At 45.1% G+C, this 24,434-nt stretch carries 24 protein-coding genes and 1 pseudogene; 9 read left to right on the forward strand and 16 right to left on the reverse strand.

Annotation, left to right across the window (positions count from 1 at the left end):
• Positions 1-96: 96 nt before the first annotated feature.
• Positions 97-390 (reverse strand): annotated as a pseudogene (locus MHH57_RS15205) (Gfo/Idh/MocA family oxidoreductase); the annotation flags it as partial.
• 166 nt (positions 391-556) lie between these two features.
• On the opposite strand from MHH57_RS15205, the gene MHH57_RS15210 reads away from it, so the two are divergent.
• Positions 557-1,375 (forward strand): AraC family transcriptional regulator, encoded by an 819-nt coding sequence (locus tag MHH57_RS15210; RefSeq protein WP_029517226.1) that lies wholly within the window; start codon positions 557-559, stop codon positions 1,373-1,375.
• Positions 1,376-1,459: 84 nt separating this feature from the next.
• On the opposite strand, the gene MHH57_RS15215 is transcribed toward MHH57_RS15210, so the two are convergent.
• From MHH57_RS15215 to MHH57_RS15235, 5 genes are all read right to left on the reverse strand, one after another.
• Positions 1,460-2,944: an alpha-N-arabinofuranosidase gene (locus MHH57_RS15215; RefSeq protein ID WP_342434273.1), complete on the reverse strand. Its 1,485-nt coding sequence runs from the start codon at positions 2,942-2,944 to the stop codon at positions 1,460-1,462.
• A 320-nt stretch (positions 2,945-3,264) separates the two neighbouring features.
• On the reverse strand, positions 3,265-3,543 hold the full coding sequence (locus MHH57_RS15220; protein ID WP_029517224.1) for a hypothetical protein: 279 nt from the start codon (positions 3,541-3,543) through the stop codon (positions 3,265-3,267).
• A 95-nt stretch (positions 3,544-3,638) separates the two neighbouring features.
• Complete coding sequence (locus MHH57_RS15225; RefSeq protein WP_013310862.1) at positions 3,639-3,959, reverse strand: hypothetical protein; 321 nt, start codon at positions 3,957-3,959, stop codon at positions 3,639-3,641.
• 72 nt (positions 3,960-4,031) lie between these two features.
• Positions 4,032-4,976: a Gfo/Idh/MocA family oxidoreductase gene (locus tag MHH57_RS15230; RefSeq protein WP_029517223.1), complete on the reverse strand. Its 945-nt coding sequence runs from the start codon at positions 4,974-4,976 to the stop codon at positions 4,032-4,034.
• 165 nt (positions 4,977-5,141) lie between these two features.
• A complete protein-coding gene (locus MHH57_RS15235) occupies positions 5,142-5,831 on the reverse strand; it encodes a TerC family protein (RefSeq protein ID WP_029517222.1) in 690 nt (229 codons plus the stop codon).
• 350 nt (positions 5,832-6,181) lie between these two features.
• Between MHH57_RS15235 and MHH57_RS15240 the strand changes: the two genes are divergently transcribed.
• Both MHH57_RS15240 and msrA read left to right on the forward strand, forming a co-directional pair.
• Positions 6,182-6,799, forward strand: a complete 618-nt coding sequence (locus tag MHH57_RS15240; protein WP_342434274.1) for a TVP38/TMEM64 family protein — start codon at positions 6,182-6,184, stop codon at positions 6,797-6,799.
• A 178-nt stretch (positions 6,800-6,977) separates the two neighbouring features.
• The gene (gene msrA / locus MHH57_RS15245; RefSeq protein ID WP_029517220.1) at positions 6,978-7,949 is read left to right on the forward strand and encodes a peptide-methionine (S)-S-oxide reductase MsrA; all 972 of its coding nucleotides are present in this window, start codon (positions 6,978-6,980) and stop codon (positions 7,947-7,949) included.
• A gap of 108 nt (positions 7,950-8,057) precedes the next feature.
• On the opposite strand, the gene MHH57_RS15250 is transcribed toward msrA, so the two are convergent.
• Positions 8,058-8,861 carry a lipid II flippase Amj family protein gene (locus MHH57_RS15250; protein WP_029517219.1) on the reverse strand — a complete coding sequence of 268 codons (804 nt, stop codon included), beginning with the start codon at positions 8,859-8,861 and terminating at the stop codon, positions 8,058-8,060.
• Between the two features lie 151 nt (positions 8,862-9,012).
• Between MHH57_RS15250 and MHH57_RS15255 the strand changes: the two genes are divergently transcribed.
• Positions 9,013-9,204, forward strand: a complete 192-nt coding sequence (locus MHH57_RS15255) for a hypothetical protein (protein ID WP_029517218.1) — start codon at positions 9,013-9,015, stop codon at positions 9,202-9,204.
• A gap of 113 nt (positions 9,205-9,317) precedes the next feature.
• On the opposite strand, the gene MHH57_RS15260 is transcribed toward MHH57_RS15255, so the two are convergent.
• Both MHH57_RS15260 and MHH57_RS15265 read right to left on the reverse strand, forming a co-directional pair.
• Positions 9,318-10,022 carry a YitT family protein gene (locus MHH57_RS15260; RefSeq protein WP_029517217.1) on the reverse strand — a complete coding sequence of 235 codons (705 nt, stop codon included), beginning with the start codon at positions 10,020-10,022 and terminating at the stop codon, positions 9,318-9,320.
• A gap of 460 nt (positions 10,023-10,482) precedes the next feature.
• Positions 10,483-11,373 carry a DMT family transporter gene (locus MHH57_RS15265; protein WP_029517216.1) on the reverse strand — a complete coding sequence of 297 codons (891 nt, stop codon included), beginning with the start codon at positions 11,371-11,373 and terminating at the stop codon, positions 10,483-10,485.
• 301 nt (positions 11,374-11,674) lie between these two features.
• Here MHH57_RS15265 and MHH57_RS15270 point away from each other — a divergent pair, with 301 nt between their 5' ends.
• From MHH57_RS15270 to MHH57_RS15280, 3 genes are all read left to right on the forward strand, one after another.
• A complete protein-coding gene (locus MHH57_RS15270; RefSeq protein WP_049816977.1) occupies positions 11,675-12,076 on the forward strand; it encodes a hypothetical protein in 402 nt (133 codons plus the stop codon).
• A 227-nt stretch (positions 12,077-12,303) separates the two neighbouring features.
• Positions 12,304-12,591 carry a spore germination protein gene (locus MHH57_RS15275; RefSeq protein ID WP_342434275.1) on the forward strand — a complete coding sequence of 96 codons (288 nt, stop codon included), beginning with the start codon at positions 12,304-12,306 and terminating at the stop codon, positions 12,589-12,591.
• A gap of 161 nt (positions 12,592-12,752) precedes the next feature.
• Entirely contained in the window at positions 12,753-13,043 is a 291-nt protein-coding gene (locus MHH57_RS15280; RefSeq protein WP_342434276.1) for a hypothetical protein, read from the forward strand.
• 14 nt (positions 13,044-13,057) lie between these two features.
• Here MHH57_RS15280 and MHH57_RS15285 read toward each other — a convergent pair whose 3' ends face one another.
• A complete protein-coding gene (locus tag MHH57_RS15285) occupies positions 13,058-15,583 on the reverse strand; it encodes a transglycosylase domain-containing protein (RefSeq protein WP_342434277.1) in 2,526 nt (841 codons plus the stop codon).
• Positions 15,584-15,800: 217 nt separating this feature from the next.
• On the opposite strand from MHH57_RS15285, the gene MHH57_RS15290 reads away from it, so the two are divergent.
• On the forward strand, positions 15,801-17,069 hold the full coding sequence (locus tag MHH57_RS15290) for a DNA polymerase IV (RefSeq protein WP_039270891.1): 1,269 nt from the start codon (positions 15,801-15,803) through the stop codon (positions 17,067-17,069).
• Positions 17,070-17,219: 150 nt separating this feature from the next.
• Here MHH57_RS15290 and MHH57_RS15295 read toward each other — a convergent pair whose 3' ends face one another.
• The 4 genes from MHH57_RS15295 to MHH57_RS15310 all read right to left on the reverse strand — a co-directional run bounded on the left by MHH57_RS15295 (position 17,220) and on the right by MHH57_RS15310 (position 22,372).
• Entirely contained in the window at positions 17,220-17,507 is a 288-nt protein-coding gene (locus MHH57_RS15295) for a stage VI sporulation protein F (protein WP_013310877.1), read from the reverse strand.
• Positions 17,508-17,618: 111 nt separating this feature from the next.
• Complete coding sequence (recG, locus tag MHH57_RS15300; protein ID WP_029517211.1) at positions 17,619-19,667, reverse strand: ATP-dependent DNA helicase RecG; 2,049 nt, start codon at positions 19,665-19,667, stop codon at positions 17,619-17,621.
• A gap of 1 nt (position 19,668) precedes the next feature.
• Complete coding sequence (locus MHH57_RS15305; RefSeq protein WP_029517210.1) at positions 19,669-20,538, reverse strand: DegV family protein; 870 nt, start codon at positions 20,536-20,538, stop codon at positions 19,669-19,671.
• A 49-nt stretch (positions 20,539-20,587) separates the two neighbouring features.
• Positions 20,588-22,372: a DAK2 domain-containing protein gene (locus tag MHH57_RS15310; protein ID WP_029517209.1), complete on the reverse strand. Its 1,785-nt coding sequence runs from the start codon at positions 22,370-22,372 to the stop codon at positions 20,588-20,590.
• Positions 22,373-22,881: 509 nt separating this feature from the next.
• Between MHH57_RS15310 and rpmB the strand changes: the two genes are divergently transcribed.
• The gene (rpmB, locus tag MHH57_RS15315; protein WP_013310881.1) at positions 22,882-23,070 is read left to right on the forward strand and encodes a 50S ribosomal protein L28; all 189 of its coding nucleotides are present in this window, start codon (positions 22,882-22,884) and stop codon (positions 23,068-23,070) included.
• 224 nt (positions 23,071-23,294) lie between these two features.
• On the opposite strand, the gene spoVM is transcribed toward rpmB, so the two are convergent.
• Positions 23,295-23,375: a stage V sporulation protein SpoVM gene (gene spoVM, locus MHH57_RS15320; protein ID WP_010345573.1), complete on the reverse strand. Its 81-nt coding sequence runs from the start codon at positions 23,373-23,375 to the stop codon at positions 23,295-23,297.
• Between the two features lie 390 nt (positions 23,376-23,765).
• Positions 23,766-24,434 carry a ribulose-phosphate 3-epimerase gene (gene rpe, locus MHH57_RS15325; protein WP_029517208.1) on the reverse strand — a complete coding sequence of 223 codons (669 nt, stop codon included), beginning with the start codon at positions 24,432-24,434 and terminating at the stop codon, positions 23,766-23,768.

A 24,434-nucleotide genomic window follows, 5' to 3' on the forward strand; every position in this document is an offset into this window, starting at 1 on the left:
TATTGCCTTCCAATGATGAGTGCTGAAAAGCATGCATGGCTTCTAACACATGGTAGGCCAGCTCAGCATTGGCACGATGGTCCGTGAATTTCAATGCGCCAAAGGCTTTTCACTGTACACATGCTTGCCTGCCTCTAGTATCGCTATATCTGACCATACGTGGCTGCCAGGCACGGTCAGATTAAATACAAGCTCAATTTCAGGCTGGCGCAGTAATTCATCCGATTTGTATACGTTTTCAATGTTGAATTTATCGGCCCTCTCCTTTGCCCTCTCATCCAGTAAATCAGCGATGGCCACCACTTCAATGAGTGGGCTCTTTTGGAGATTTTCAAGATATACCGAGCTAATAGTACCGCATCCGATAATCCCGGCCTTCATTCGTTCCACGTCGTCACACTCCTTGGCCTCCAACATGTACTTTCTCATCTAACATGTAAGCTTTACAGTTCACATAGTATTCTATTTCTGTTTCGTTTAAAATGAATAATATGATTAAAACATGAACAATCTGGTCAATATTTGAAACAGCCATATGCCCAAAGGAGTCATCATCATGTCTATCGTCGAGCCTTGTCAGGTTCTTACCGCAGGCTATTCCTTCCATCGAAAGCCCTTTTATTCGAACCAGCCTGAGGGGATCAAAAATTATTTATTCCGTTTGCAAACAGATGGACGTTGCCAAGCCCGCATTAACGGGGAAATGACACGGATTGAGGCAGGTGACCTACTGTTATTCAATCCTACCGAGCCTTATGAACTGGATATTCATAGTGAGTTGAATCCCATGGGAGAGCTGGTCGTGGAAAGCGGAGATTATCACATTTTTTTCGGTGGTTCCTGGGTAGATGAGTGGTGGAACCATCATAAACGACCCAACAGAATTAAGGTTCAGCTCACAGAAGCCCTGCTTGGCCTATTTCGTCAGCTTGTGATGGAGCAACGACGTATTTCTAATCCTTACCCGGAAATATCAAGTTATTACATACGCATTTTATGTTTGGAGTTTGACCGTATGCTATCCGATCATCCTATCGCTACTCATCATAACTATCTTGCGTATCAGATTAAAAATTATATTGAAGAAAATGCATCCTCTAACTTCAAACTGGATGACGTGTCTTCACACGTCGGTATCAGCGTATCCCGAGCAGTACATCTGTTTAAGGAAACATTCGATACGAGCATTATGCAGTACACGCTGGACATCAGGCTTAACATGGCGAGAGAACGAATCATTTTCAGTCCCATGTCACTGGAACAAGCCGCCGAATCGTCAGGATTTGCAAATTACACGTATTTTCACCGTGTATTTCGTTCCCGCTTCGGTATGTCGCCCAAAGAATTCAGGGTGATTCACCGCGAGCAATTGTAGGACAAAGAGAGCGTTTACCTGAACGCTCTCTTTGTTCATAACCAATAATAGTGGATACTGCTTACATACCACGACCCAGCTTTTTTACGGAGCAATTGTCAGCATCACTACTGACATTGGTGGCAGTGTAACATCCAAATGCTGACCTTGAAGCTGATAGGATGTGAAAGCTTCCTTTTTCACACGCTCTGGCTGATCAAACGTATTATGTGCCTGCATATCGTCGTTGGCAAGGACAACACCACTGATCTTTTTAACCTCTTCCAGTCCTCTTAGCTCCAAATTCAAGTTTGCCGACTCGCCCGGATGGACGTTGCAAAAGCTGATATGAATATTACCATCCTGCGCCTTGGAGGCGGACACGCTTACTTGCGGGATGGAATCCCCGTCATATTCATAATCGCCTACCTTTACATGAACAGCCAGTGCTTGCGCATCCTGATGCACCTTAAACATTTCAAATATATGGTATGTCGGCGTCAACAGCATAGCAGGACCTTCGGTCAGAACCATTGCTTGTAAAACATTGACCATTTGAGCAATATTCGTCATCTGTACTCGGTCATGGTGATTATGGAAAATGTGTAGATGCAGCCCAGCTACCAGCGCATCGCGCATCGTATTTTGTTGATACAGGAAGCCCGGATTGGTCCCTGGCTCAGTCAGGAACCAAGTTCCCCATTCATCGATGATCAGTCCGACCCTTTTGTCAGGATCATATTGGTCCATAATAGCAGAATGACGAGTAATCAATTCATCCATGTGCAGTGATTTTTTCATCGTCTCGAACCATTCCGCTTCATCAAAGCCGAGTGCTTGCCGTTTCCCTTCCCAGTTTCCCGGGATCGTATAGTTATGCAGGCTCAAACCGTCCATAAGATGCCCAGCTTCACGCATCAACACTTCGGTCCAACGATAATCGTCCACATTCGCCCCACCTGCAATCCGATAAATGCGGTTCTCGCCATAGTTACGGACATATGTCTGATAGCGGCGATACAGATCGGCATAATATTCTGGGCGCATGTTACCGCCACAACCCCAGTTTTCGTTACCCACTCCAAAATATTTGAGCTTCCATGGTTTCTCACGACCGTTTTCCTGACGCCATGCAGCCATTGGGGACTCTCCATCGAAGGTCATGTACTCTACCCATTCCGACATTTCCTGAACTGTACCACTGCCGACATTTCCACAAATATAAGGCTCTGCATCTAACAGCTCGCACAATTGAAAAAACTCATGTGTGCCAAAATGATTATTTTCAACCACACCGCCCCAATGCGTATTTACCATTCTCTTACGATTTCCTTTGGGTCCGATACCATCTTTCCAATGATATTCATCGGCAAAACAGCCTCCCGGCCAGCGCAGCACAGGAATATTCAGCTTACTCAGCGCTTCCACCACATCATTACGAATTCCGTTTGTGTTCGGAATCGGTGAGTCCTCTCCAACCCATATGCCTTCATAAATGCAACGTCCAAGATGCTCAGCAAATTGTCCATAAATGTTTTTATTAATAATGCCTTGTTTCCAATCGGTATTAACAACAATAGAACCCTTCACAACAAACCCTCCCCAAAAATATTAAGATTGTTGGAACACCCGCACAAATGTTTACGCTTTCATTTTGGCCTAAATACCACTCATACCACCAATTTTCTTTCGATCTTAATTTTTACGCATCATTACTTTTAGTAAATATTAATATAAATATTAATAATTAAACAAAAATATTTCACGTGTTTAATATATTTTATTGTCTACTTTTTGTCAATCGTTAAGAAAAGGTCCAATCAAACCAAAAAGCCTGCCATTAAGGCAGACCAAGGTATGACTACTTTAACCCGTAATCCAGGTTCAGCCGAGCCTGAGCATTGTATCTTTTAGGCTGTTCCTATCCACCGTGAACCATGGTAACTGGGACAATTTTGAGCTGCCGCCAAAGCACGTACACGAACAATACTTCCGCTGATACCACACGTATGTCCGGACATTAACTCTTCACATTGTGAGCAGGCCAACAGTCTGGCTTCGTACACTTCATCGTTTACACATTCCATTTTGGGTCTCATGTTGGTTAGAATTCTGGTAATTTGCTCTTCCGATATCGAGATATCTCTTTCACAACCTTTGCAGGTGCTTGGCACAGGTATATCTTCCATCGTCAGCTTACCTCCCCATCAACAATGTCTTAAGTAAATATAGTGAGTCCATGATGCCATAAATGATAACAGTATATCCTTTATTCTGGCTAGCCCTATTTCCGTTCCGACGGAAGGCTGGCAGCCGCCTCGGATACGACCATCGCCAAGTCCTCATTTCCGAACATGGATAGTACCCCTAATACTGTATCCAGCGGAATATCACCCGCTTCTTCACGCGATACAGTCAATTTGCGTACTCGTAGCAGACGCTCGTTGCTATCCTGATGCGGATACGCTACACGATATAATTCCTCTGGCTCCAACCCGTGATTGATACACCATTGCGCAAATACAAGAATCATCATATCTTCTTCTTGCTTATAATTTTCGATGATGGCTTCTTCTAGCTGTTTACCACGATTATCTTCTTCCATTCATTCATTTCTCCTTCAACCTAATTCTTGATGTCTGTCTGGACTGTTAAGATCATGTTCGGACGTTCCATATTAATCACTCAAACGGTTGATCAGTTCGTCAGCCAGCATATGGCTTTCCAATACTTTTCCAGCTCGTACAGCACACTCCTCCGGACGATGAATATGCTCCAGAAAATGATTCACGACTCCTGTGAATCCTCGTCTTTCCAAAATCGTATCCCAGCTTCCAAAAGCTTGCGTTAATGGTGAATGATTTTTTTGCATAAAAACAGCCTGTTCCATATTTGTTACTTCAACAGACCGTCCTGCCCCGTGAAGCTCCAGTTTTTCTATGTCAGCTCCTGCCTGTCTACTCATACTGTAGCTTCCGGTGGCATTTCCCAAACGTACAGTCCCGAACGCAGCATCCATATATCCTTCACTCGTCGTATTCAGACTACTATGCAGCAGTTCATAATCATCGCCACCCAGCCACAAAAGCAAGTCAAGCATATGAATTAAATCATCATAAACCGTCTGTGCCGCCGGTCTTCGATCATATCCAGTACGATGTTTAATAGCCGCACATTGACTGAATCCACCCGCTTCCTCTAACCAAGCCTTAGCAGCAACATAATGCGGGGCAAAACGCCGATTAAATCCCACCGCCAGCAGCACGGCCTGTGCTTCCGCAAAAGCGGTCATTTCCAGATTCTGACGAACATCATAGGACAACGGTTTATCCACATACACGGCAATCCCTTTTTCAATACACGCCATAACCAGATCAAAATGAGCTTCGGTCGCGGCATGTATAAATACAGCTTCCGGTTCCCATGCCAGCATCTCCTTCACATCTGTCGTTCCTCTAGGCAACCTATATTGCTCCATGACGGAACTTACCGGCTCCTGTGAACGGTTCATGACACCTACAATGTCTACACCTTGGTGTGCAGCCAGTAACGGCAAATATACTTTACGAGCAATACCACCCAGTCCCGCAATGGCTACCCTTGTCTTCGTTTGCTTGTCCATATCATTCCCACCTCTAATCACTCATTCATCTGTTGTCTAGTTTACATGGAAGTCTGCTGACAAGTAAAGAAAAGAGACTGCTCCGGGTCCAGTTGGACAATAACGGAACAGCCTCTATGGCATGAACATTCAGCTTCAGCTAAGTTTACCTCAATGTAAGTTAGCTTAGGCGTGCTGCACTTGCTTTCTTGTTTTTTCACTTTTGATTTTTTTAACACGCATCCCAATGGCTACAACCAGAACCACAACCAGAACCTCAAAGCCGTATTTAACGACCCCGTTCATAAACCAGTGTGCAATCAACGGTTCCGCCACCACCATTTTGGCAGCAGTATAAGCAAGTACAGCAGCCCCAATCGTAATAACTACTGGGTAACGTTCTGTCAGCTTCAAGATAATCGTACTTCCCCACACCATGATTGGAACAGAGATTGCAAGACCCAATATAACGAGTAGCATATTTCCATGAGCTGCGCCCGCTACAGCAAGTACATTGTCGAGCCCCATCATCGTATCCGCGATAATAATGGTGCGGATCGCTGCCCACATTTGATTCGTGGCTGAAATTTCATGCTTCTTCTCTTCGACCAGTAGCTTATAGGCGATATAGATAAGTGCGAGTCCCCCAATCAAACGCAATCCATAAATTTGCAATAAATACGTGACCAGCACCGTAGCAATCACACGAATGATGACCGCTCCGACCGTCCCCCAAATAATGACCTTCTTTTGATTGGCCTTATCAACATTGCGAGCCGCCAAACCGATTACGATTGCATTGTCACCAGCTAGCACCAGATCAATGATAATGATGGATACTAATGCGGTTAAAAACTCAATTGACAACAAATCCATACGTTTCTCCCACCTTTTTTATTTATTTGTTATACTGTACATAGTTCAGCGCTTTATACTAAAAAAGCGCCATTTCACGGAATCCGGAAACGGCGCTGACCCAAATTTGGCATCAAAAAAAGACCATTTACCCGGATTCCTAAAATCCTGGCAAAGGTCTCGCTTACAACATTACGTTGCCAATAAAGCCGGGGATTAAAAATCCCGTAATGACGACTTTACTCGTTGAGCTACTCCCCTTTGGGAACTATTCTATTAGTGGCAGTATAGCACACATTATTAGGAATGTGAACCCTATTTTTTTCTGTATAAGCGATAAGCCGTACAGGGATATTGAAAGAGGTATGTAAATGAAAAAATGGCTACTTGCCGCTGCTTATGTTTCGCTGCTTTGCATCGCGTTTATCTACAGATATGATTGGCTCGCCTGGGCGGACAAGCAAACCTCCTTTCTAGTTCTGCTACTGCTCGCATTTTTATTCGCGTTAATACCGTTTGTGCCTTACAAGCTGATTATCGCTTCTATTGCTTATGCCGCAGGTCCTTGGCAAGGTGCTCTGATTTGCTGGCTAGGCACTACCATGGCTGCACTGGTCGTTTTCATTGCAGTACGTACCCTGTTTCGTGACAAAGGACGAGCCTATTTGAAGCGGGTTCCTGCATTGGAGCGCTTCAATCGGGTCATGGAAAGGGAGCCTTTTGCTGCTGTTCTGCTGGCTCGCCTGATTCCGGTCATCCCCCAGGCAGCGGTAAATGTATACGCTGGAGTAGCGGGGTTTCCGTTCTGGAGCTTTATCCTAGGTACAGCTATTGGCAAGCTTCCCGCAATTGCGGTGTATGCTTATGCTGGCGGCACCTTTGCAGAACACCCAATCACTGGTTTGCTCATTTTGGTGCTATATACTGCATTGGTGGGCGGCGGCTTTATACTCTACCGAAAAAGGCTTCAACGCATCAATAGAATTTAATGCGACAGTTTGCTACCGTTTCTGTAGGATGTTTCATGGCGATTTTGAGGACAGAGCCAGTTACACTGCCGTTTGGTTTCTGACGTTTCGTTGGATTTTGCAAAAATCTCGTATATAATTTAATTGTAAGCTATTTAAATAACAACTAATTAAACATTCTCAGATTGGAGTGACAAATATGAGCACCAACAATCCACACACGGTAGAAAAAGCAACTTTTGCAGGTGGCTGCTTCTGGTGCATGGTTTCCCCTTTTGAGGAATTACCCGGTATTTTGAAGGTTAGATCTGGATACACAGGGGGACATACCGAAAATCCTACCTATGAAGAGGTATGCTCTGAAACAACGGGGCATGTGGAAGCCGTACAGATTACATTTGATCCACAAGTTTTCCCGTATGAAAAACTGTTGGAGCTATTCTGGCAGCAGATTGATCCGACGGATGAAGGTGGACAGTTTCACGATAGAGGTTCATCTTACCAAACGGTTATTTTCTATCATAATGAAGAGCAGCGAATCAAGGCAGAAGCTTCTAAAGAAGCTTTGGCTCAAAGTGGCCGCTTCGACAAGCCCATTGCTACACCGATCCTGCCTGCGACCACTTTTTATGAAGCAGAAGAATATCATCAGGACTACCATAAGAAAAACCCCGCTCATTACAAACGCTACCGCAAAGGTTCGGGACGTGAGGATTTTATCGAACAAAATTGGTCTGGCAAGATTGATAAATCCGATCTTAAAGATCGGCTGACGCCTATTCAATACGAAGTAACTCAAAAGAACGCGACCGAGCGCCCTTTTCAAAATGAGTTTTGGGATCATGAGGGTGAAGGCATTTACGTAGATATCGTATCAGGAGAGCCCTTGTTCAGTTCATTGGACAAATATGATGCAGGTTGCGGTTGGCCCAGCTTTACCCGTCCGCTGCGCAGCTATAATGTCAAAGAAAAAACCGATCTCAGCCATTTTATGATCCGTACCGAGGTGCGAAGTCGCGAAGCTGACTCCCATTTAGGGCATGTATTCGATGATGGTCCTGGTCCAGATGGTCTGCGTTATTGCATCAATTCCGCCGCGCTCCGCTTCGTGCCTCAAGCAGACTTGGAACGTGAAGGATACGGAGCATATAAGTCATTATTTGAACAGTAAGTAACCATAAAATCATTGGAGCTGACCCGCGATCTATCTTTAATAGATGATCACGGGTCAGCCCTTTTTTGGGATATGGCAACAGCACATCATTACGAAAGCTAGCAATTAACTCATTACCCATCCAAGCCAAATTGCTAGCGGTACTAGCAATAGCTGAGCTAATAAAGTACCTGCCAAACGCGACATGATCATCCAGCCGTACATACTGTTCATCCGAGTTAAGGGTAGCTCCCCTCGTAGCGTTTTCTCCGACAGTACCGCCAATCTTGGATCAATTAACAAGGTCAATAATACCGTTGCAACGCCATTGATTAGACCTGACGACATTGACATTGCTGTACCTTGAGCAGGCCACAGGAATGAAGCATATAAAGCAGATACTACTCCTGTTGTATAGATCGCAGTAACGGTTATATTCAGAATAATTAGACGTTTGGGTATCGCTCCGCTAATCAATGAAGTAAGCATAGACCAGGTGGGACGTTTTATGTAGTAGCCTGCATGTTTCCAGCGACTTCGCAGCATTAAATGACGCACCAAAGCCGGAATAGATCCGGTATGCTCCAAATGCACAATCCATCTGGCTGACATGCGTACCACTGTTGGATACAGTAATATAGCAAGTATGGTTCCAACGGTTGCTGCCAGCAGTACCCCATGCATATATAGTTCCAGTCTAATATCCGTTCCGCCCACTTGTGCTGCAGCTTTAGCCTGATCGACCATCCCTCCGAGTAAAGGCCCCTGCGCCATGTTAGAGGTGCGTGAAACCAACAGCAGCATTCCCGCAACGGTTAACGCTAATCCAATCCGACGCGCTCGCAAACCACCAAGCCGCAGAGCATAGGACAAGCTATCTGTAGTATGAATGATGATAGTCAGCAAAAAAACAAAACCCCAGGCAAGCAAATGCTTCACTCCTTTTTCTGGTATTCTGCACACCATTATACGCTTTTTCTCAAGATACATTTTACAATATATTCATTTCTTTGATTTCCGTTTGTTTAATCCTACAACGGGTAATACATAGTACATCATCTGCTATAAGGAGTGTGCAACTATGCCTTGGAACAAACATGATTACCCTCCATCCATGAAAAACCTGGAACCTCGTGTGCGAGAAAAAGCCGTTGATATTGCTAACGCTCTACTCCGTGACGGCTATGAAGAAGGTCGCTCGATTGCGATTGCCACTTCCCAAGCCGAGGAATGGAACGATAATCATCCAGCCGAGCAAGATGAGAAACAGTAGAAAAAATATAAAACGGACGCATTCAGTCTACTTTAAAACCTTCCTGATAGAAGCTGAATACAGCGAAAGGGTGTTACGTAAGAAGATTTCTCTCCTAACGTAACACCCTTTCCTTATTGACGAAGGCTGTGGACGACCGGCACTGTTTTGGCAACTACCTTTTTAGCGGGAATAGCCGCTGGCAGTACCTTTTTCACAGGTCGGTGCAGTTGGAACGTGGTCGTCCATGTAATTATTTTTCCGGCAAGCCACACAGCCAGTATTGTAAACATTGTTTCCTTCATAGGCAGATACAAGAGTGATAATCCCAGTACGATGATGTCACTGACAATAAACACGTTGCCGATTTTCCACCCGCGCCACTCACTGATCAGCAGAGATAAGATATCATCGCCCCCGGTTGCTCCACCGAATCGCAGTACGATTCCGGCTCCCAAACCTGTAAGCACCCCACAAAGTAGAGCAGCTATCAGCAGATTTCCATGTAGATCTATAACCAGAGTCGAATACTTCTCAAATCCTGCATAAAACAGTGAAAAAGCGACGGCTCCGATTAACGCAAGCAGCATAAATCTTTTGCCCTTCAGTACCCATGCCAGCAATATGACGGGAATATCAAGCAGCAACATACTCCATGCTGGAGATATGCCAAACGCGTAATGTCCCAGCAGGGCCAAGCCTGCAAATCCGCCTTCTGACAAATGATTTTGGGCATTAATGTGATAGTACGTAAAAGCTAAAATGCATGTTCCGAGCAACATGACAGCAATCTGTCTCAATGCTCCATTGTTCACGATAGATTCGTAAGTTTTCCTCATACAGGCTCCCTCGGTTTCTCGTAAGTTTGATGTGGATGAACCCACTCTTACGGAAACTACCAGGTAAGATGTGCCTGGAGGACTTGGTCCTTCGCATGTACAATCCCCTCTTCCGCAGAGTTGGCTTTCGCAACTTGACGTTACTCCGCGGAAAAGCTAAGTATAAGACAGATCAAATCGTTTCCAAATCGTCCTTTGGGGAAGTATCCTTCGGGGACACATGGTATCCTGATCCTTTCTTTTGTGGAATAAAACTCCGACATTTCTGTGGTACATATAATTCTATAATTTATTATACCACACCTTGTCACCTGCTAAACAGCTTGCTTTTTTGCTGCACCATATTTTATTTTATGTGTGAGCATGCTTTATTGTATGTGTGAATTAACGCATTATACCGAAGGTTTGGCGAATGTACATTTAATATAACCCAAATCGTATTTTATTTTTGTTTAGATTATTATCCACTTAATTTGGCGGTTCTACGCTGATTGGCCATAAACACTCCTCCAAGTATAAGGACCAGCCCGGTTAGAACGTTCCAGCCGATATGTTCATTCAAGAGCAAAAAGCCCCATACAATGGCACTTACTGGTACAAAATACGTCACCGAAGAAGCAAATTCCGCACTCCCCCGCAAAATCATGTAGTTGAACAAAATATATGCTACTCCTGATCCCAAAACTCCCAGTCCTATAAGAGAACCCAATACACCTGAATCAGAAACAATCGACAAATCAGGTCTCTCCACCATTGCCATCATAATGCCACCCCCTACCGCCGCACCAAGCAGTGTCGCAAAGGTAGCCTGATACATGGAAAGATTGGAAAGAAAACGTTTGGAGAGCTGTGTTCCAAATCCGTAGCAAAGAGTCGCAAGCAGCATACACCCAAAACCCACAGGATCAACAGAAATAATAGATGCAGGATTAATACCCAATAAAATAATAATTCCTACAAAAGCGAGACCCATTCCTAACCACTGCATTCGATGAAAAATAGCTCCGAAAAAAACAAGCCCCACCAACATGGTCCATATGGGCGTGGTAGCATTCAATACAGAAGCCATGCTGCTAGCTATTCTGGTCTCGCTAAAACCGATCAATGTCCATGGCAAGACCATGTTGACCGAAGCTACCAGAGTAACCGATTTCCACGGAATGCTTTTGATTTTAAACGGCCTGCGCATAAGTATCATTAACAAGACAATAAAAATAAGCCCAAAGCTGGACCTGAGAAATACAATAGTCCACGGCCCTACCTGATGTAGCAACAACACCTTGATAAACATAAACGAACCGCCCCAAATGAGGCTCAACAGTAATAAAGCTGCATATAACGAACGTGACAATATGTATACCTTCTTTCTCCACTTTCTTTAGTTAAATAGTAAAGGCTGACCGCAGTCAGAACGATCTCCCCTTTTATGTAAGTTTTTATCCATTAGCTTAACATAAACTCTGTTTGACTGTCATTGGCGATAAACGTAAGATTCTTTACATAATGGCACATGGGTATCGCTCCCCATCACTTTTCCAATAATTGATGATTGCTTTAGCCATGGAAAAATTCCTATGATGAGGTATAAATAGAACATACGTTCTATATACTGATTATATATTGTATTCTTACTCGGAGTAAAGGAGATTTTTATGCCAAGCCAAAAGATACTGAACCACAAGAGCAAAGCTCCTTTACCTTCTGAAGAAGACACAGGGCTGGTCAAGATGTGTGTACTTTTAACTCTTGTTCTGGATGTGCTGGAACGAGACATTCGTATTATAAATACCTCTCCTCTAAAAATGCCCGATTTGTATGTTCGTAGCCTGACTGGAGTACAACAGCGCGTAGCTGTTCAATTAGCAGAGACAAAAGCGCGAATGAAAACACTAGGAATTAAAATTTACAGCGAAATCCGAAATCATGAAGGCGTAGAGGTTTTGTATGTATGCCGTGGCTATCAAAGGCGATTTTTCATGCTTTCATCCTTTGCTCGCAGCGAGGTCCGGCGGAAACTGGGACACTATCTAGGAATTGATCCGACGCAAGATTAAGCCTCCTTGTAATCTGGTGATTCAAGAATGGATAAGTCACCAGATCATGGATAAACTCAGTCCATTGGGCACACATTATGCCTATCTCATCCAAAAGGAGGTGCTCTCTTGGCTGGACATGACGCAGCTTCCGTTGAATTAAACAGAAATGTTTGAGCAGTTATCCATCAATCTGAATCTGATTCGCAAACAAATTGTCACCCCGTCACTGGTTGTACGCTCTTTATGTGGGATCTAAAACCCGAACTAAAATCGTTATTGTCTATGTTCAAGACTTGGCTAATCCTGAGCTGGTGAAAGCAGTGAAAATGAGAATTAAAGCAATCTCCTCCGATATGGCGCTCCCTCCCGTTTTTATTCAAGAATTTAAGGAGGACAATCCTTATTCTCTTCCCTCAATAGCTCAGACGGAACGACCGGATCGTGTGACCGCCAATCTAATGGAGGGACGGATTGCGATTTTGGCTGATGGTAGCCCAACTACTCTAATAGCTCCCGTGCTATTTTGCCATTAGAGCTGGCGCATATCATCAAATAATAACTAGGAATTGGTTCTACGCCCAATAATTCTACTTATTTCCCGCTAATTGTGTTCCCTTTTTCTGCTGCTAATTCTATCCTATCTCTTCAAAAAAAAGGAGGGTCCTGAAACATAAAAAAGAGCAGAGCGCTTGGAATGCTGGCTCTACTCATATTTATAACAGGCTGCTGGGATCAGAACAATTTGAAGGATGCCCGATTGGCAAATGCATCAGCTTATGATCTCACTCCTGAAGGCGTGTTGTCGCAAACGCTAGAGACTGTAGATGATCCTCAAAGCAATCAGGAAAATGGATGTGATGCCTTTGGCGTAGACAGACAGTTGATCGCTCATCATCCAGTAGTATGGAAAAGTGTAGATTGGAATGAAGATCGTTTTCATCCGCAGGTCACTGTAGACATTGTTGGGAACGGCATTTTAAACTAAACCGTTCCTGTCGTTTAGTTTTTGGGTTGATCAGATATTATTTCTGGATAAGTAACTTCGTCAGATTGGTTTTTTGGAGTCTCACTCTGGCTTTCCGATTCAGAAGGAGTCTCCTGTTCATTTTCAACAGAAGGTTGCGAAGTATCTGTTGATGGCACATCATTGTTCTCATCAGGCATATCTACCTCTGTGTCTGCGTCAGGAACAGCAGGATCCGTTTCCTCTGGTGGAATTTTCTCTTGATCTATTGCAGGGACCTCAACCTCTGGGACTGCTTTTTCCTTGATATCTGGTTTGGATGGGACCACTGGTCTAGCAGAACGCGGAATCTGTTCTCTTCCAACCTCGGTAGGCACATATTTTTGATTAAACCAGTCAGTCACGAGTTGACCCGATTGACGGGAATAACGCCCTGGTAGCTTACCTGTAAGGCTAGAAACCGTAACTCTTACAACACCTTCCGGCTGTATAAAGTGCTTATTCTTAAAAAGCTCAGGCTGGTCCTTGACCGCCTCATTCATGATCAGTGCCCACACTGACTGTGCTCTGGAATGACCTTCTTGAGATAATGTATTAACCTGTTGGCGGTAACCAGCCCAGACGCCTAGTGTAACGTCAGGTGTGTACCCCATAAACCACACATCACCAAAGTTTTGTGTCGTACCGGTTTTACCGGCGATATCAATGGCACCGTAGCTTTTAAAAGTATTTTGCAGACGTTTGCCAGTTCCCCTCGGATCTGATATAACCGTTTTGAGCATATCCGTCATCAAAAATGCGGTTTGCTGCGAATATACACGTCTCGTCTGCGGTTTAAATTCATATACGATCTTCCCGTTGGCATCCGTAATTTTGCTGATCAGATGAGGTGCATTATATACACCCATATTGGGAATCGTTCCATATGCTGCGGTCAGTTCCTCGACGGATACCCCTTTACTTAGTCCACCCAAAACCCCTGTCTGAGCATGTTCATCCTGCGGCTGAATCGTCGTAATTCCAAGAGAACGCACAAAATTCCAAGCGTTAGAAATTTTAACTTCATATAGGAACAGCCTCAGCGCAGGGATGTTGATTGACCGATTGAGTGCTTCACGGGCTGTCATAAGCCCCTCGTACCGTCTGTTATAATTTTTAGGAATATGATAACCTTTACGTCCGTCTTTCAGTATGATTTGTGAATCATCAATAAGACCGGCTGGCTGAGTGTAGCCCTTTTCCAAAGCAGGTAAATAAGCAGCAATAGGCTTCATGGCAGAACCGGGCTGACGTGTCATTTGAGTTGCATAGTTCATTTGCTCGGTATTAAAATCTCTGCCCTCGATCATACCAAGTATGGCCCCTGTTTTATGATCAATCATGATTGCTGCAATCTGCTCTAATCCCTTCTTCTTACTGTATGGAGAAAAGTTTTGTGGATTGGCTGCAATCTGCCGCATATTATTATAAATTTTCTTATTTATCGTTGTATAAATTCGATATCCGGACCTTTGCAACTCTTCTCGCGTATTTTGAAGAAGCTCGGCATGCTCAGGCTTGGAAATTTCGGCTGGCGTGATATCCGGATTTTGCTGGAGCGCTAACAATTGGGCGGCTTCCCGCTCTGTCTCCAGCATCAAATAAGGGAATGTGTTATAACTTTTTTCGCGATGTGGCGCAAGAGTGGCTTTCACATCAAATTGAAGCGCCTCATTATATTCGGATAGCGTAAGTTTACCTGTTGCCAGCATTCTTCCCAACACGACACGCTGACGCTCCATCGCTTTATTGAAGCCTTCTTCATCAAAGTTCCCTTTACCATCAAAAGCGGAATAAACAGATGGCAGTTGCGGGAGACCTGCCAAATAAGCCGCCTGAGCAATATGAAGCTTATGTAGATCACTTACATTGAAAATTCCTAACGAAGCAGACTTGATTCCATATAAATTGTAACCAGCGGAACCATTACCAAAAGGCATTTTGTTTAAGTAAGCCGTTAATATTTTATCCTTGCCCATAAACCGTTCCATACGCAATGCTAGCAGCATTTCCTTCACCTTGCGGCTGTCCGTCTTATCCAGACTGAGAAAAACCCTTCGGGCTACCTGCTGCGTCAGTGTGCTGCCGCCTGTTTGGCGGTTTTCATTCAAAAGCTTCTGCTTAACGGCACGAGCTGTTCCCTTTAAATCCACACCACGGTGCTCATAAAATTGGCTGTCTTCCGTTGAAATGAGGGCGTCCACAATCGACTGAGGGACATCCTTCAGATCAACGAGCTGTCGATCCTCCTCCATGCGCATTCTTCCAACCGGAGTTACCTGATCATTAAAAAATACAAAGCTGGTCAGAGCGTTCTCATTTACCTTTTCATATATCAACTGACGTGATCGTACAGGTTCATCATGAACCAGTGCCGCTACATAGCCGGATATAAGACCTCCAGCAAATAGCACTCCAAGTACACCCGCAAACGAGAACCACTTGATATTAATTAGCAAAACTCTGCCAAAAATACGCCACCTACTGCGTTTTTGAGATGATGGTCGACGTTTTGGGTTCATAAAAATGGTTTTCTCCCCTCAATATTCATTCATTTCCAACTTGTTTTTGCTCAAGATATTATGATACGCCATGTTAGGTTTTACGTAAACTCTAACGTTCCAAAAAATACATTTGTATTAGGAACACTTGTTCCGTATATAATACTACTATAAGAGTATACATTCAAGAATATTTTGGTAGGATGATCAACACCTATCAGGAGAGGAGGTCGAATTTTTGAAGGAACGCAGAAATAGAACCATATTCTTATCGGACTGCCAAAGTTTTTATACCAGCATCGAAAAAGCAGATGATCCCAAATACCACCATAAGCCACTCGTTGTGGCCGGTGACCCTGCACTTCGTTCAGGCATTATTTTAGCTGCATGTCCGCTGGCCAAAAAATACGGTATATCTACAGCAGAACGTCTGGGAGAAGCGGTGAAAAAATGTCCTGACCTTATCATTGTACGCCCGCGTATGCAGCATTATATCGATGTCTCATTAAAAATAACAGAAATCTATAATGAATATACAGATTTGGTTGAGGTTTTCAGTATTGATGAACAGTTTCTGGATATGAGCGGAAGCCTCTCTCTGTTCGGAGATCCGGTGAGTATTGCAAGTGAAATTCAGCAAAAGGTACTGGCACAAACAGGAGTATGGATTCGAATTGGCATCAGCTCCAACAAAATGCTGGCTAAAACCGCGACAGATATATGGGCTAAAAAAAATGACAGTGGCATTTTCTTGTTGCCTACATCCGATATTGCAGCGTTGCTGTGGCCTCAGCCAGTACGTCTTATGTTCGGCATTGGTTCGCGTATGGAACGGCATTTGGAGAAGCTTGGACTACACACCATTGGAGATATCGCACGTACTCCCTTACCCCGGCTACAGGACAGATTCCGGTCTCATTTCGGCAAGCAGTCCGATATTCAGGCAGAGGTGATATGGCGGACTGCTAACGGGATCGATCACAGCCCGGTCAAGCCGGAAACATTTAATACACCTCCCAAATCCATCGGTCATATGATGACTCTTCCCCGCGACTATCTCCAGCCTGCGGAAGTGGAAACCATCCTGCTTGAACTAACAGAAGAGGTGTGTCGGGACGCCCGCCGCAAAGGATATATGGGCTCAGTTGTGACTGTTCATTGTATATGCAGTCCCTACGAGGCACCAACTGGGTTCTCCCGACAAATGAAGATACCCGATCCTACAAACCATACCCAAAAAGTATATGAAACCGTTAAAAAAATCTTTTATACTTTTTGGAATCATATGCCCGTGAAGCGCGCAGGGGTTACTTTAAGCGGATTGGTGGATGATCAACTATATCAGTTGGATTTATTTGAGGATCAGGAGCGATCCCGTGCTTTGGAAAAGGTGACGGACACTTTAAAGGATCGGTATGGTCAGTCCATCATCATGCGAGCATCATCGTTAACAGATGCCGGGCAGGCCATAGAACGCTCTATCAAAATTGGCGGTCATTACAAATAAAAAGTCTCATGATAAGTACACACTAGCTATTGCCCGGGGAATGAACTAAAACAAACCAAAAAGGATCGCCTGATATCAGGCAATCCTTTTTTTATCTGTGCTTCACAAAAAAACATGGAGAACGCTTTGAAGCACCTCTTCAAATAGCAATCAACGGAACATTCCCCACAGCTTGATTAGATGAAATGTATTGGACGGATCAATTTTTTGTGCCAATACGAAGGCGGTCAATTGCTCCTCCTGCGCAGCCGTCAAACGCTCGTTTAAAATAGCAGAAGTGGACTTCACAAGATGACGCACCTTAGCTTTATTTTGCAGGTCCGCTTTAGTCACACCTTCAATCTGCTGCTTAACCCGCTCCTTGAGCGCACGATTCTTCATTTTCAACTTAATCCGCTCCACCAGTTGCGGACTGATTCCATATTGCTGATAGCTCAAAGTTGCCACACCTCCCATATCATTCGGTCATTCCCAAATATATGACGGCCAGCCTGTCCATTGTGCCTATCTGTTTAAAACGTTTAAAACAATCTCATAATTCATGGTGGATTAGTCGATGAGATCCCCCTGAAAAATCTGCTCTTTTTGCAAATAACCGCGCAATGCTTCATACTGCGGAGATGTCCAAAAGGACGCATCCTTGATTAGATCAGTTGCATCCTCACGCGCCTTTTCCAGCACCTCAAAATCCGCTACCATATCTGCTAAACGAAACTCGGGTAGCCCACTCTGCTTGGTACCAAAAAAGTCACCCGGCCCCCTCAAATCCAGATCGCGTCTAGCCACCTCAAAACCATCGTCCGTATCGGTCATAACCTTCATCCGCTCCTGACCAACCTCCGACTTAGGGTCAGCGATCAATACGCAATACGAGGCATGTGCACCCCGTCCGACTCGTCCACGTAATTGATGTAACTGGGATAGTCCAAAACGATCCGCATCCATAATGATCATTAGTGTCGCATTGGGAACGTCTACCCCTACCTCCACAACCGTCGTTGAAACGAGCAACTGAATTTCATTCGCATAGAAAGAACGCATAACTTCTTCCTTTTCTGCGGGAGTCATTCGTCCATGTAATAGCCCAACGCGGTAATGTGGAAAAGCCTGCTGCATTTGAATATGCAAATCGATGGCATTCTGTACGTCTAGCTTCTCCGACTCTTCAATCAACGGACAAATCAGATAAGCCTGCCGTCCCTGGTCTACCTCGCGGGAAATAAAACCAAGTACCCGATCCATCAGTTCGTGCTTCACCCAATAGGTGGAAATTGGAATACGCCCCTTCGGCCGCTCTGACAACGTAGAAACATCCATATCGCCAAACGCAGTGATGGCCAGCGTACGAGGGATCGGTGTGGCCGTCATCGTCAGCACATCGGGATTATAGCCTTTGCGACGCAGTACACTTCGCTGGTTCACTCCGAATCTATGCTGCTCATCCGTTACAACAAGCCCAAGCTGACGAAAATATACATCCTCCTGAATGAGAGCATGGGTGCCTACTACAATGTCCAGCAGACCCATTTGGAGAGCAGCTAGCAGTTCCTTACGCTTCTTCCCGGTTGTACTCCCAGTCAGTAGACCAACGCTGATTCCAAAGGGCTCAAACAGCTTGTGAAGCGATCGCATGTGCTGCTCGGCCAATATTTCGGTTGGCACCATCAGCGCTCCCTGAAAACCGGAACGTACTGTGGCAAATAAACCGATGGCAGCAACAACTGTTTTACCTGACCCAACATCCCCCTGAAGCAGACGGTTCATACAATAAGGTGAGCGTAGATCGTGCAGTATTTCAAGCTCTACCTTCTTCTGTGCATCCGTTAATTCAAAAGGCAAAGCCCTTACAAATTCACGAATCGTGGCGTTATCCACCGTATGTACCACCCCGTCCGCACGACCGCGATTTAACGCCCGGAATGCCAGCATTTTCAGCTGAAATAAAAACAGTTCCTCATACACCATCCGCCGACGAGCCTCTTGCCCCTCGCGGTTGTCCTGAGGCTGGTGTATACCCGCAATAGCCTGCTTGCGCGGCATCATACTATATTTGCGTACAAGCAACTCAGGCAATATTTCGGGGATCATTTCACCAAACTGCTGGAGCGTCTGGTTCATTATTTTTCGCATCCAGCTTTGGGTGATCTTGCCGCCTATAGAGTACACCGGTTGAAGTGTCCCCGAGCGGGCTACCCCTTTATCAGGAAACTCAGAATCTGCAACAGTCATCTGCATACGTTTGAGGTCCCATTTACCAGTCACCACAATTTCACGACCTGAGGTTAGCTGCTCCTTCATGAAATGCCGATTAAACCACGTTGCGGTAAACATCCAATCCTCGGCCATCAATTTACAAGTCAACCTTGATTTGCGCCCGTAACGCTGAAGCACTGGAATGCCCATAATTTTGGCTTGTACCGTAATCTTATCTCCGTCCTTCACTTCGCTTAGCGAGCGCAGTCGGTAATCTTCATACCGAAACGGATAATATTCCAGCATATCCTGTATGTTAAAAATGCCAAAAGCGTGAAGCTCTCCCTCTTTGAGAGCACTCACGCCATGTATTTGTTTTAAAGGTATTTGATCCAATTGCAGCATATTACCTCTCATCTCCGGCCGGCCACACAAAAATGCCAATCGTTCCTGGCCCTACATGGGTCCCAATCACAGCGCCAAGTTCAGTATATATTCGATCTCCTAGCTCAAAATGCTCTGCCAGCTGAGCCACGAACGCTTCTGCCGCTGAGCGATCTGCCGTATGACCCACAGCAATATTAATTTTTTGGCCTTTTAAGTCCCGCTCCAGTAGTTCAATAATTCTCGCTGTCGCTTTTTTATGCCCTCTCGCCTTATCAACCGAATAAATAATGCCTTCTTTGTCAATCGAAAGTATCGGCTTAATGTTAAGCAACGTGCCCACCATTGCCGCTGCCTTACCAATACGTCCGCCTTTTTGTAAGTATTGCAGGGTATCCACCAAGAAATACAAACAACGGCGCTCTCCACGACGTTCCACAGCCCGAACAATATCAGCCGGGGAGTGCCCAGCTGCCGCCAGCTCTGCCGCATAAACCACTAGCATACCGTATCCGTATGAAGCTGATTTGGAATCCACCACAGTCACTCTATGTTCATGCTTCTCCAGCATGGATTTGCCCAGCAGAGCAGACTGATACGTTCCGCTCACACCCGAGGATAAATGGATAGAGATAACCTGGCTCTCAGGGTATTGCTCCAACAGTGTCGTGTACGTCTCCAAAAAACGGGCTGGTGAAGGCTGTGAAGTCGTAGGCAGCTCATCAGCCCGTACCAGTTCGCTGTAAAACTGCGCCGCTGACATCTCAATGCCGTCCAGGTAAGCTGCGCTGCCGAACATCACTGTCAGTGGTACAACGACTATACCGAGACGGTCTGCTAATTCCGGTGGAATATCAGCCGTGCTATCCGTCAAAATGATGGTACTACTCATCAGTCAGACCTCCTTTTGTAGTGGACTTCCATGGACGCGCAAAAGCACATCAGGTTTCCACTGAGAACAAATAAGGATAAATCGGCTGACCACCTTCATGAACTTCCACTTCAGCATCCGCATAATTTTCTTCAATCCATGCAACAAGCTGATCTGTGTCTTGTTGATTCGCGTCCGAACCTGTAAGAATCGTAACAATTTCATCGCCATTCACCAGCATTTTCGCTAGCAAAAGACGGGACGTTGCCATTAAGTGTTCCTCGGTCGCAACAATCTTGGAATCCTGAATACCGATGTAGTGCCCTGCTGTAATATGCAGATCATCAAGCGTCGTATCCCGTACCGCGTAGGTCACTTGCCCAGACTTCACCCGGGTGACTGCGTCACGCATATTGTCCTGATTCACCTCAAAAGCCTCTTCCTCCTGGAAGGCAAATGCTGCCGCAATGCCCTGAGGAATTGTTTTGCTCGGAATAACCGACACCAAACGTTCCATCTCTAGCAGTTCACGTGCTTGTTCTGCCGCCAAAATAATATTGGAATTATTCGGAAGAATAAAAATATGTTGAGCCGCAATCGAGCGGGCCGCATTAACGAAGTCCTCTGTGCTCGGATTCATTGTTTGGCCGCCAGCAAGGACAACATCGACGCCTAAACTTCTGAAAATATCAGCAATTCCTTCACCGGAAGCCACAGCTATAAAACCAAAGGATGCCAGTTCATGAGCGGGAGGCTCAGACGGCTCTTCCTCACGTACAGGCTCTGTTGGTATTTCAGCAAACCACTCAGGCTCAGGAGCAACATCCATACCCGCAGACAACAAATCACGATGCTGCTCGCGCATATTTAAAATACGAATCTGTGTAATTTCTCCGTAACGCAGTGCCAAATTCAGTACTTCACCAGGAGCCTTAGAATGCACGTGAACCTTGATGACGTCATCGTCTGAAATCACGATAATAGAATCACCATCTACAGATAACGCTTTCCGGAAGGCTTCCTCATCAAAATAGGTACCTTGCGCATCGCCCAGTTGTCGATTAATAAAAAACTCCATATCATACAAAAATTCAATATTATCCGTTTCGAGCTTCGCTTGCGCAGAAATCGGCGCATCTGGGGAAGGAACAACTGCAGGAGCAGTAGGTCTCTCCGATACGTGAGGAGCAAAAACCTGGCGTGCATTATCACTTTTTGCAATTGGAGACGTCACCAAGCCGCTTCCAAGATGCTGCATAAAGCCTTCATAAATATACACAAGACCTTGCCCACCCGAATCTACAACTCCTACTTGCTTCAGTACAGGGAGCATGTCCTGCGTCATGGCAAGCGTTTCCTTCGCTTTGGCAAGCACTTCTTCCATCAGTTCCGTGATATCGTTCGTCCGGCGCGAGAAAAACACAGCATGCCTGGCCGCTTCCTTCGCCACGGTAAGAATTGTACCCTCCACCGGCTTAACCACCGCCTTGTAGGCCGCATCCACCCCGCTCTGCAATGCCGATGCGAACTGAAGGGTATTCAATTCCTCGTATGGGGCAGCGTAACGGCTGAAGCCACGAAACAACTGAGACAGGATAACCCCTGAATTGCCGCGGGCTCCCATCAGCAAACCTTTGGATAATATGCCGGACATGACACCGATGGAGGAAGAATCCCCCCTCTTTAATTCCGTTACGCCCGCGCTCATCGTCAAATTCATGTTGGTCCCCGTATCACCGTCTGGCACCGGGAATACATTTAGTGAATTGACATGTTCCGCATGCTGCTGTAATTGTTCCGCCCCGGCTAAAACCATTGCGGTAAAATCTGTTCCATTCAAAGAACGATTACTCAAGAGAATTCCCCTTCCTAGCTTAATACACTTGTTTTACTATCAACCTTCACCACACCTTATTCAACTGTGCCTACAGGTTCAATTAAATTATACTAAAGCCAGACGACGAATACGAATGTCACACTTTCATAAGCTCTTGTACTCACGTCTGGTTGTTCTTCTACAGGTCATATACAATGAAAAACCAGTCAACTGCCCCACAATAAATCATCGGCTGGAATGATAACTATAGTCCCGCCTCTGAACCGCCGGCATGACTGGAATAAGAATTCACATTCCATTTAAATACAAAATAATCGCAACAATAACTATCCCATATTGTACTATAATGCGAAAGAGAAATAAATAAAGTTTTTGAATCAGTTGACGGAGCTTTTTTGACTATGATATTATATTTAAGTATTGTTTTGTTCAGGTTAGTGACTTACAAAGTCCGGCTGACCCAGTCGGCCTGAAGAGAGACCCGTTCCATATGGAATTTGGTTATTTTCAGAATAGGAGGTGGAATCATGTCTCGTAAATGTTCTGTAACAGGCAAAAAGCCTGGCAGCGGTAACCACGTATCTCACGCTAACAACCGTAATCGCCGTACTTGGGGCGTCAACGTACAAAAAGTTCGCATTCTCGTTAACGGTAAACCGAAACGCGTTTATGTCAGCACTCGTGCATTGAAAGCCGGTAAAGTGACTCGCGTGTAGTCGTAAAAAAATATCGTTATAAACAAAAGGCACCTCGTTTTAAACGGGTGCTTTTTTGGTTATTCGAAAAGTAATATCCGCCTAGTTCAGGAGAACAAAATGTCAGGCACCTTCCCGTGCGTTCTTATCTTTTACTACCGAGCTACCTATCTGTTATGCCCGGGAAGCGTGCCCTGTGTACCTCTAGCTTTCATCCTACATCCTGTGTTTACATTACGTTGAATTCAGTTTTTCTGGAATGTATTCAAAATGGCTTTAACGAATCCACCCAGAAATTTTGGCAGCTTGATTGTGTAAAACTTCATGCCTCACCCTCCCCATCATCCTCCTGCATCCGTTCTCTGTAGTTTATGCAACCTGTCAAGGGTTGTTACCCCACAAAAAAAGGCTACATGAGAATCCCGCTCATGTAACCATATTTATGCACAACCATCCCAGGCTATACCATCAGACAAGTCCGCGAACATAGAGATATGCTGAGAGTATGAAAATAAACAGGATATAATAAAGTACGCTGCACACCACAAAACCTATTCGTAAACCACGCCGTTCATTTTTACGAAAATAAAACAGCACAACTAGAACAGCCAAAAGTGAAAGAACGGCATTCCAAGGAGCCTTCACAAGCGAGAAACAGCTAAGGGTCAACCCCGTCGCCATGCTCGCGGCAGTCATCCACAATGCTTCGGTCAGCTTCACTTGGACAAACGAGCTGCACTGTCCCGAATCGTAGCAATAGCCGCTGCGCGGTCTGCTCTGCCGAATACCGCACTACCAGCCACCAGCACGTTAGCCCCCGCTTCAAATACGGCTGGTGCCGTCTCCTCCGCAATACCTCCGTCAACCTCGATATGTACGTCTGGACGACCCAATTCGTTCAACCAAGCACGGATTTGTCTGATTTTATTCAACGTCTCTGGAATGAAGGACTGTCCTCCAAAGCCAGGATTGACCGTCATCACTAGAATCATATCTACATTTGGCAGCACTTCCTTGATCGCGTATGGTGAAGTACCCGGATTGAGAGCCACTCCAGCCAGAGCGCCTTGCTGCTTGATCAAGTGAAGGACACCATGCAAATGAACACACGCCTCAGCATGAACAGTGATGATATCGGCTCCTGCTTTTACGAAATCGCCAATATAACGTTCAGGATGCTCAATCATCAGATGAACATCCAAGGGAAGAGTCGTATGCGGACGAATAGCCTGAACGATAGGTGGACCCAATGTAATATTGGATACAAAATGTCCATCCATTACATCCACATGAATCCAGTCTGCCCCTCCTGCCGCAGCTTCCGCAACTTCACTGCCCAAGCGAGCAAAATCAGCGGATAAAATCGACGGTGCTATTTTTAACAT

The sequence above is a fragment of the Paenibacillus sp. FSL H7-0442 genome, from assembly GCF_038593105.1.
GTDB classification, from domain to species: domain Bacteria; phylum Bacillota; class Bacilli; order Paenibacillales; family Paenibacillaceae; genus Paenibacillus; species Paenibacillus polymyxa_D.

Excerpts from the sequence above, each read along its gene's own strand:
- MHH57_RS15210 (WP_029517226.1), top strand. The coding sequence starts at position 557 with ATGTCTATCGTCGAGCCTTGTCAGGTTCTTACCGCAGGCTATTCCTTC.
- MHH57_RS15220 (WP_029517224.1), bottom strand. The coding sequence starts at position 3,543 with ATGGAAGATATACCTGTGCCAAGCACCTGCAAAGGTTGTGAAAGAGAT.
- MHH57_RS15225 (WP_013310862.1), bottom strand. The coding sequence starts at position 3,959 with ATGGAAGAAGATAATCGTGGTAAACAGCTAGAAGAAGCCATCATCGAA.
- MHH57_RS15230 (WP_029517223.1), bottom strand. The coding sequence starts at position 4,976 with ATGGACAAGCAAACGAAGACAAGGGTAGCCATTGCGGGACTGGGTGGT.
- MHH57_RS15235 (WP_029517222.1), bottom strand. The coding sequence starts at position 5,831 with ATGGATTTGTTGTCAATTGAGTTTTTAACCGCATTAGTATCCATCATT.
- MHH57_RS15240 (WP_342434274.1), top strand. The coding sequence starts at position 6,182 with ATGAAAAAATGGCTACTTGCCGCTGCTTATGTTTCGCTGCTTTGCATC.
- msrA (WP_029517220.1), top strand. The coding sequence starts at position 6,978 with ATGAGCACCAACAATCCACACACGGTAGAAAAAGCAACTTTTGCAGGT.
- MHH57_RS15255 (WP_029517218.1), top strand. The coding sequence starts at position 9,013 with ATGCCTTGGAACAAACATGATTACCCTCCATCCATGAAAAACCTGGAA.
- MHH57_RS15260 (WP_029517217.1), bottom strand. The coding sequence starts at position 10,022 with ATGAGGAAAACTTACGAATCTATCGTGAACAATGGAGCATTGAGACAG.
- MHH57_RS15270 (WP_049816977.1), top strand. The coding sequence starts at position 11,675 with ATGCCAAGCCAAAAGATACTGAACCACAAGAGCAAAGCTCCTTTACCT.
- MHH57_RS15280 (WP_342434276.1), top strand. The coding sequence starts at position 12,753 with ATGCTGGCTCTACTCATATTTATAACAGGCTGCTGGGATCAGAACAAT.
- MHH57_RS15285 (WP_342434277.1), bottom strand. The coding sequence starts at position 15,583 with ATGAACCCAAAACGTCGACCATCATCTCAAAAACGCAGTAGGTGGCGT.
- recG (WP_029517211.1), bottom strand. The coding sequence starts at position 19,667 with ATGCTGCAATTGGATCAAATACCTTTAAAACAAATACATGGCGTGAGT.
- MHH57_RS15305 (WP_029517210.1), bottom strand. The coding sequence starts at position 20,538 with ATGAGTAGTACCATCATTTTGACGGATAGCACGGCTGATATTCCACCG.
- rpmB (WP_013310881.1), top strand. The coding sequence starts at position 22,882 with ATGTCTCGTAAATGTTCTGTAACAGGCAAAAAGCCTGGCAGCGGTAAC.
- spoVM (WP_010345573.1), bottom strand. The coding sequence starts at position 23,375 with ATGAAGTTTTACACAATCAAGCTGCCAAAATTTCTGGGTGGATTCGTT.
- rpe (WP_029517208.1), bottom strand. The coding sequence starts at position 24,434 with ATGTTAAAAATAGCACCGTCGATTTTATCCGCTGATTTTGCTCGCTTG.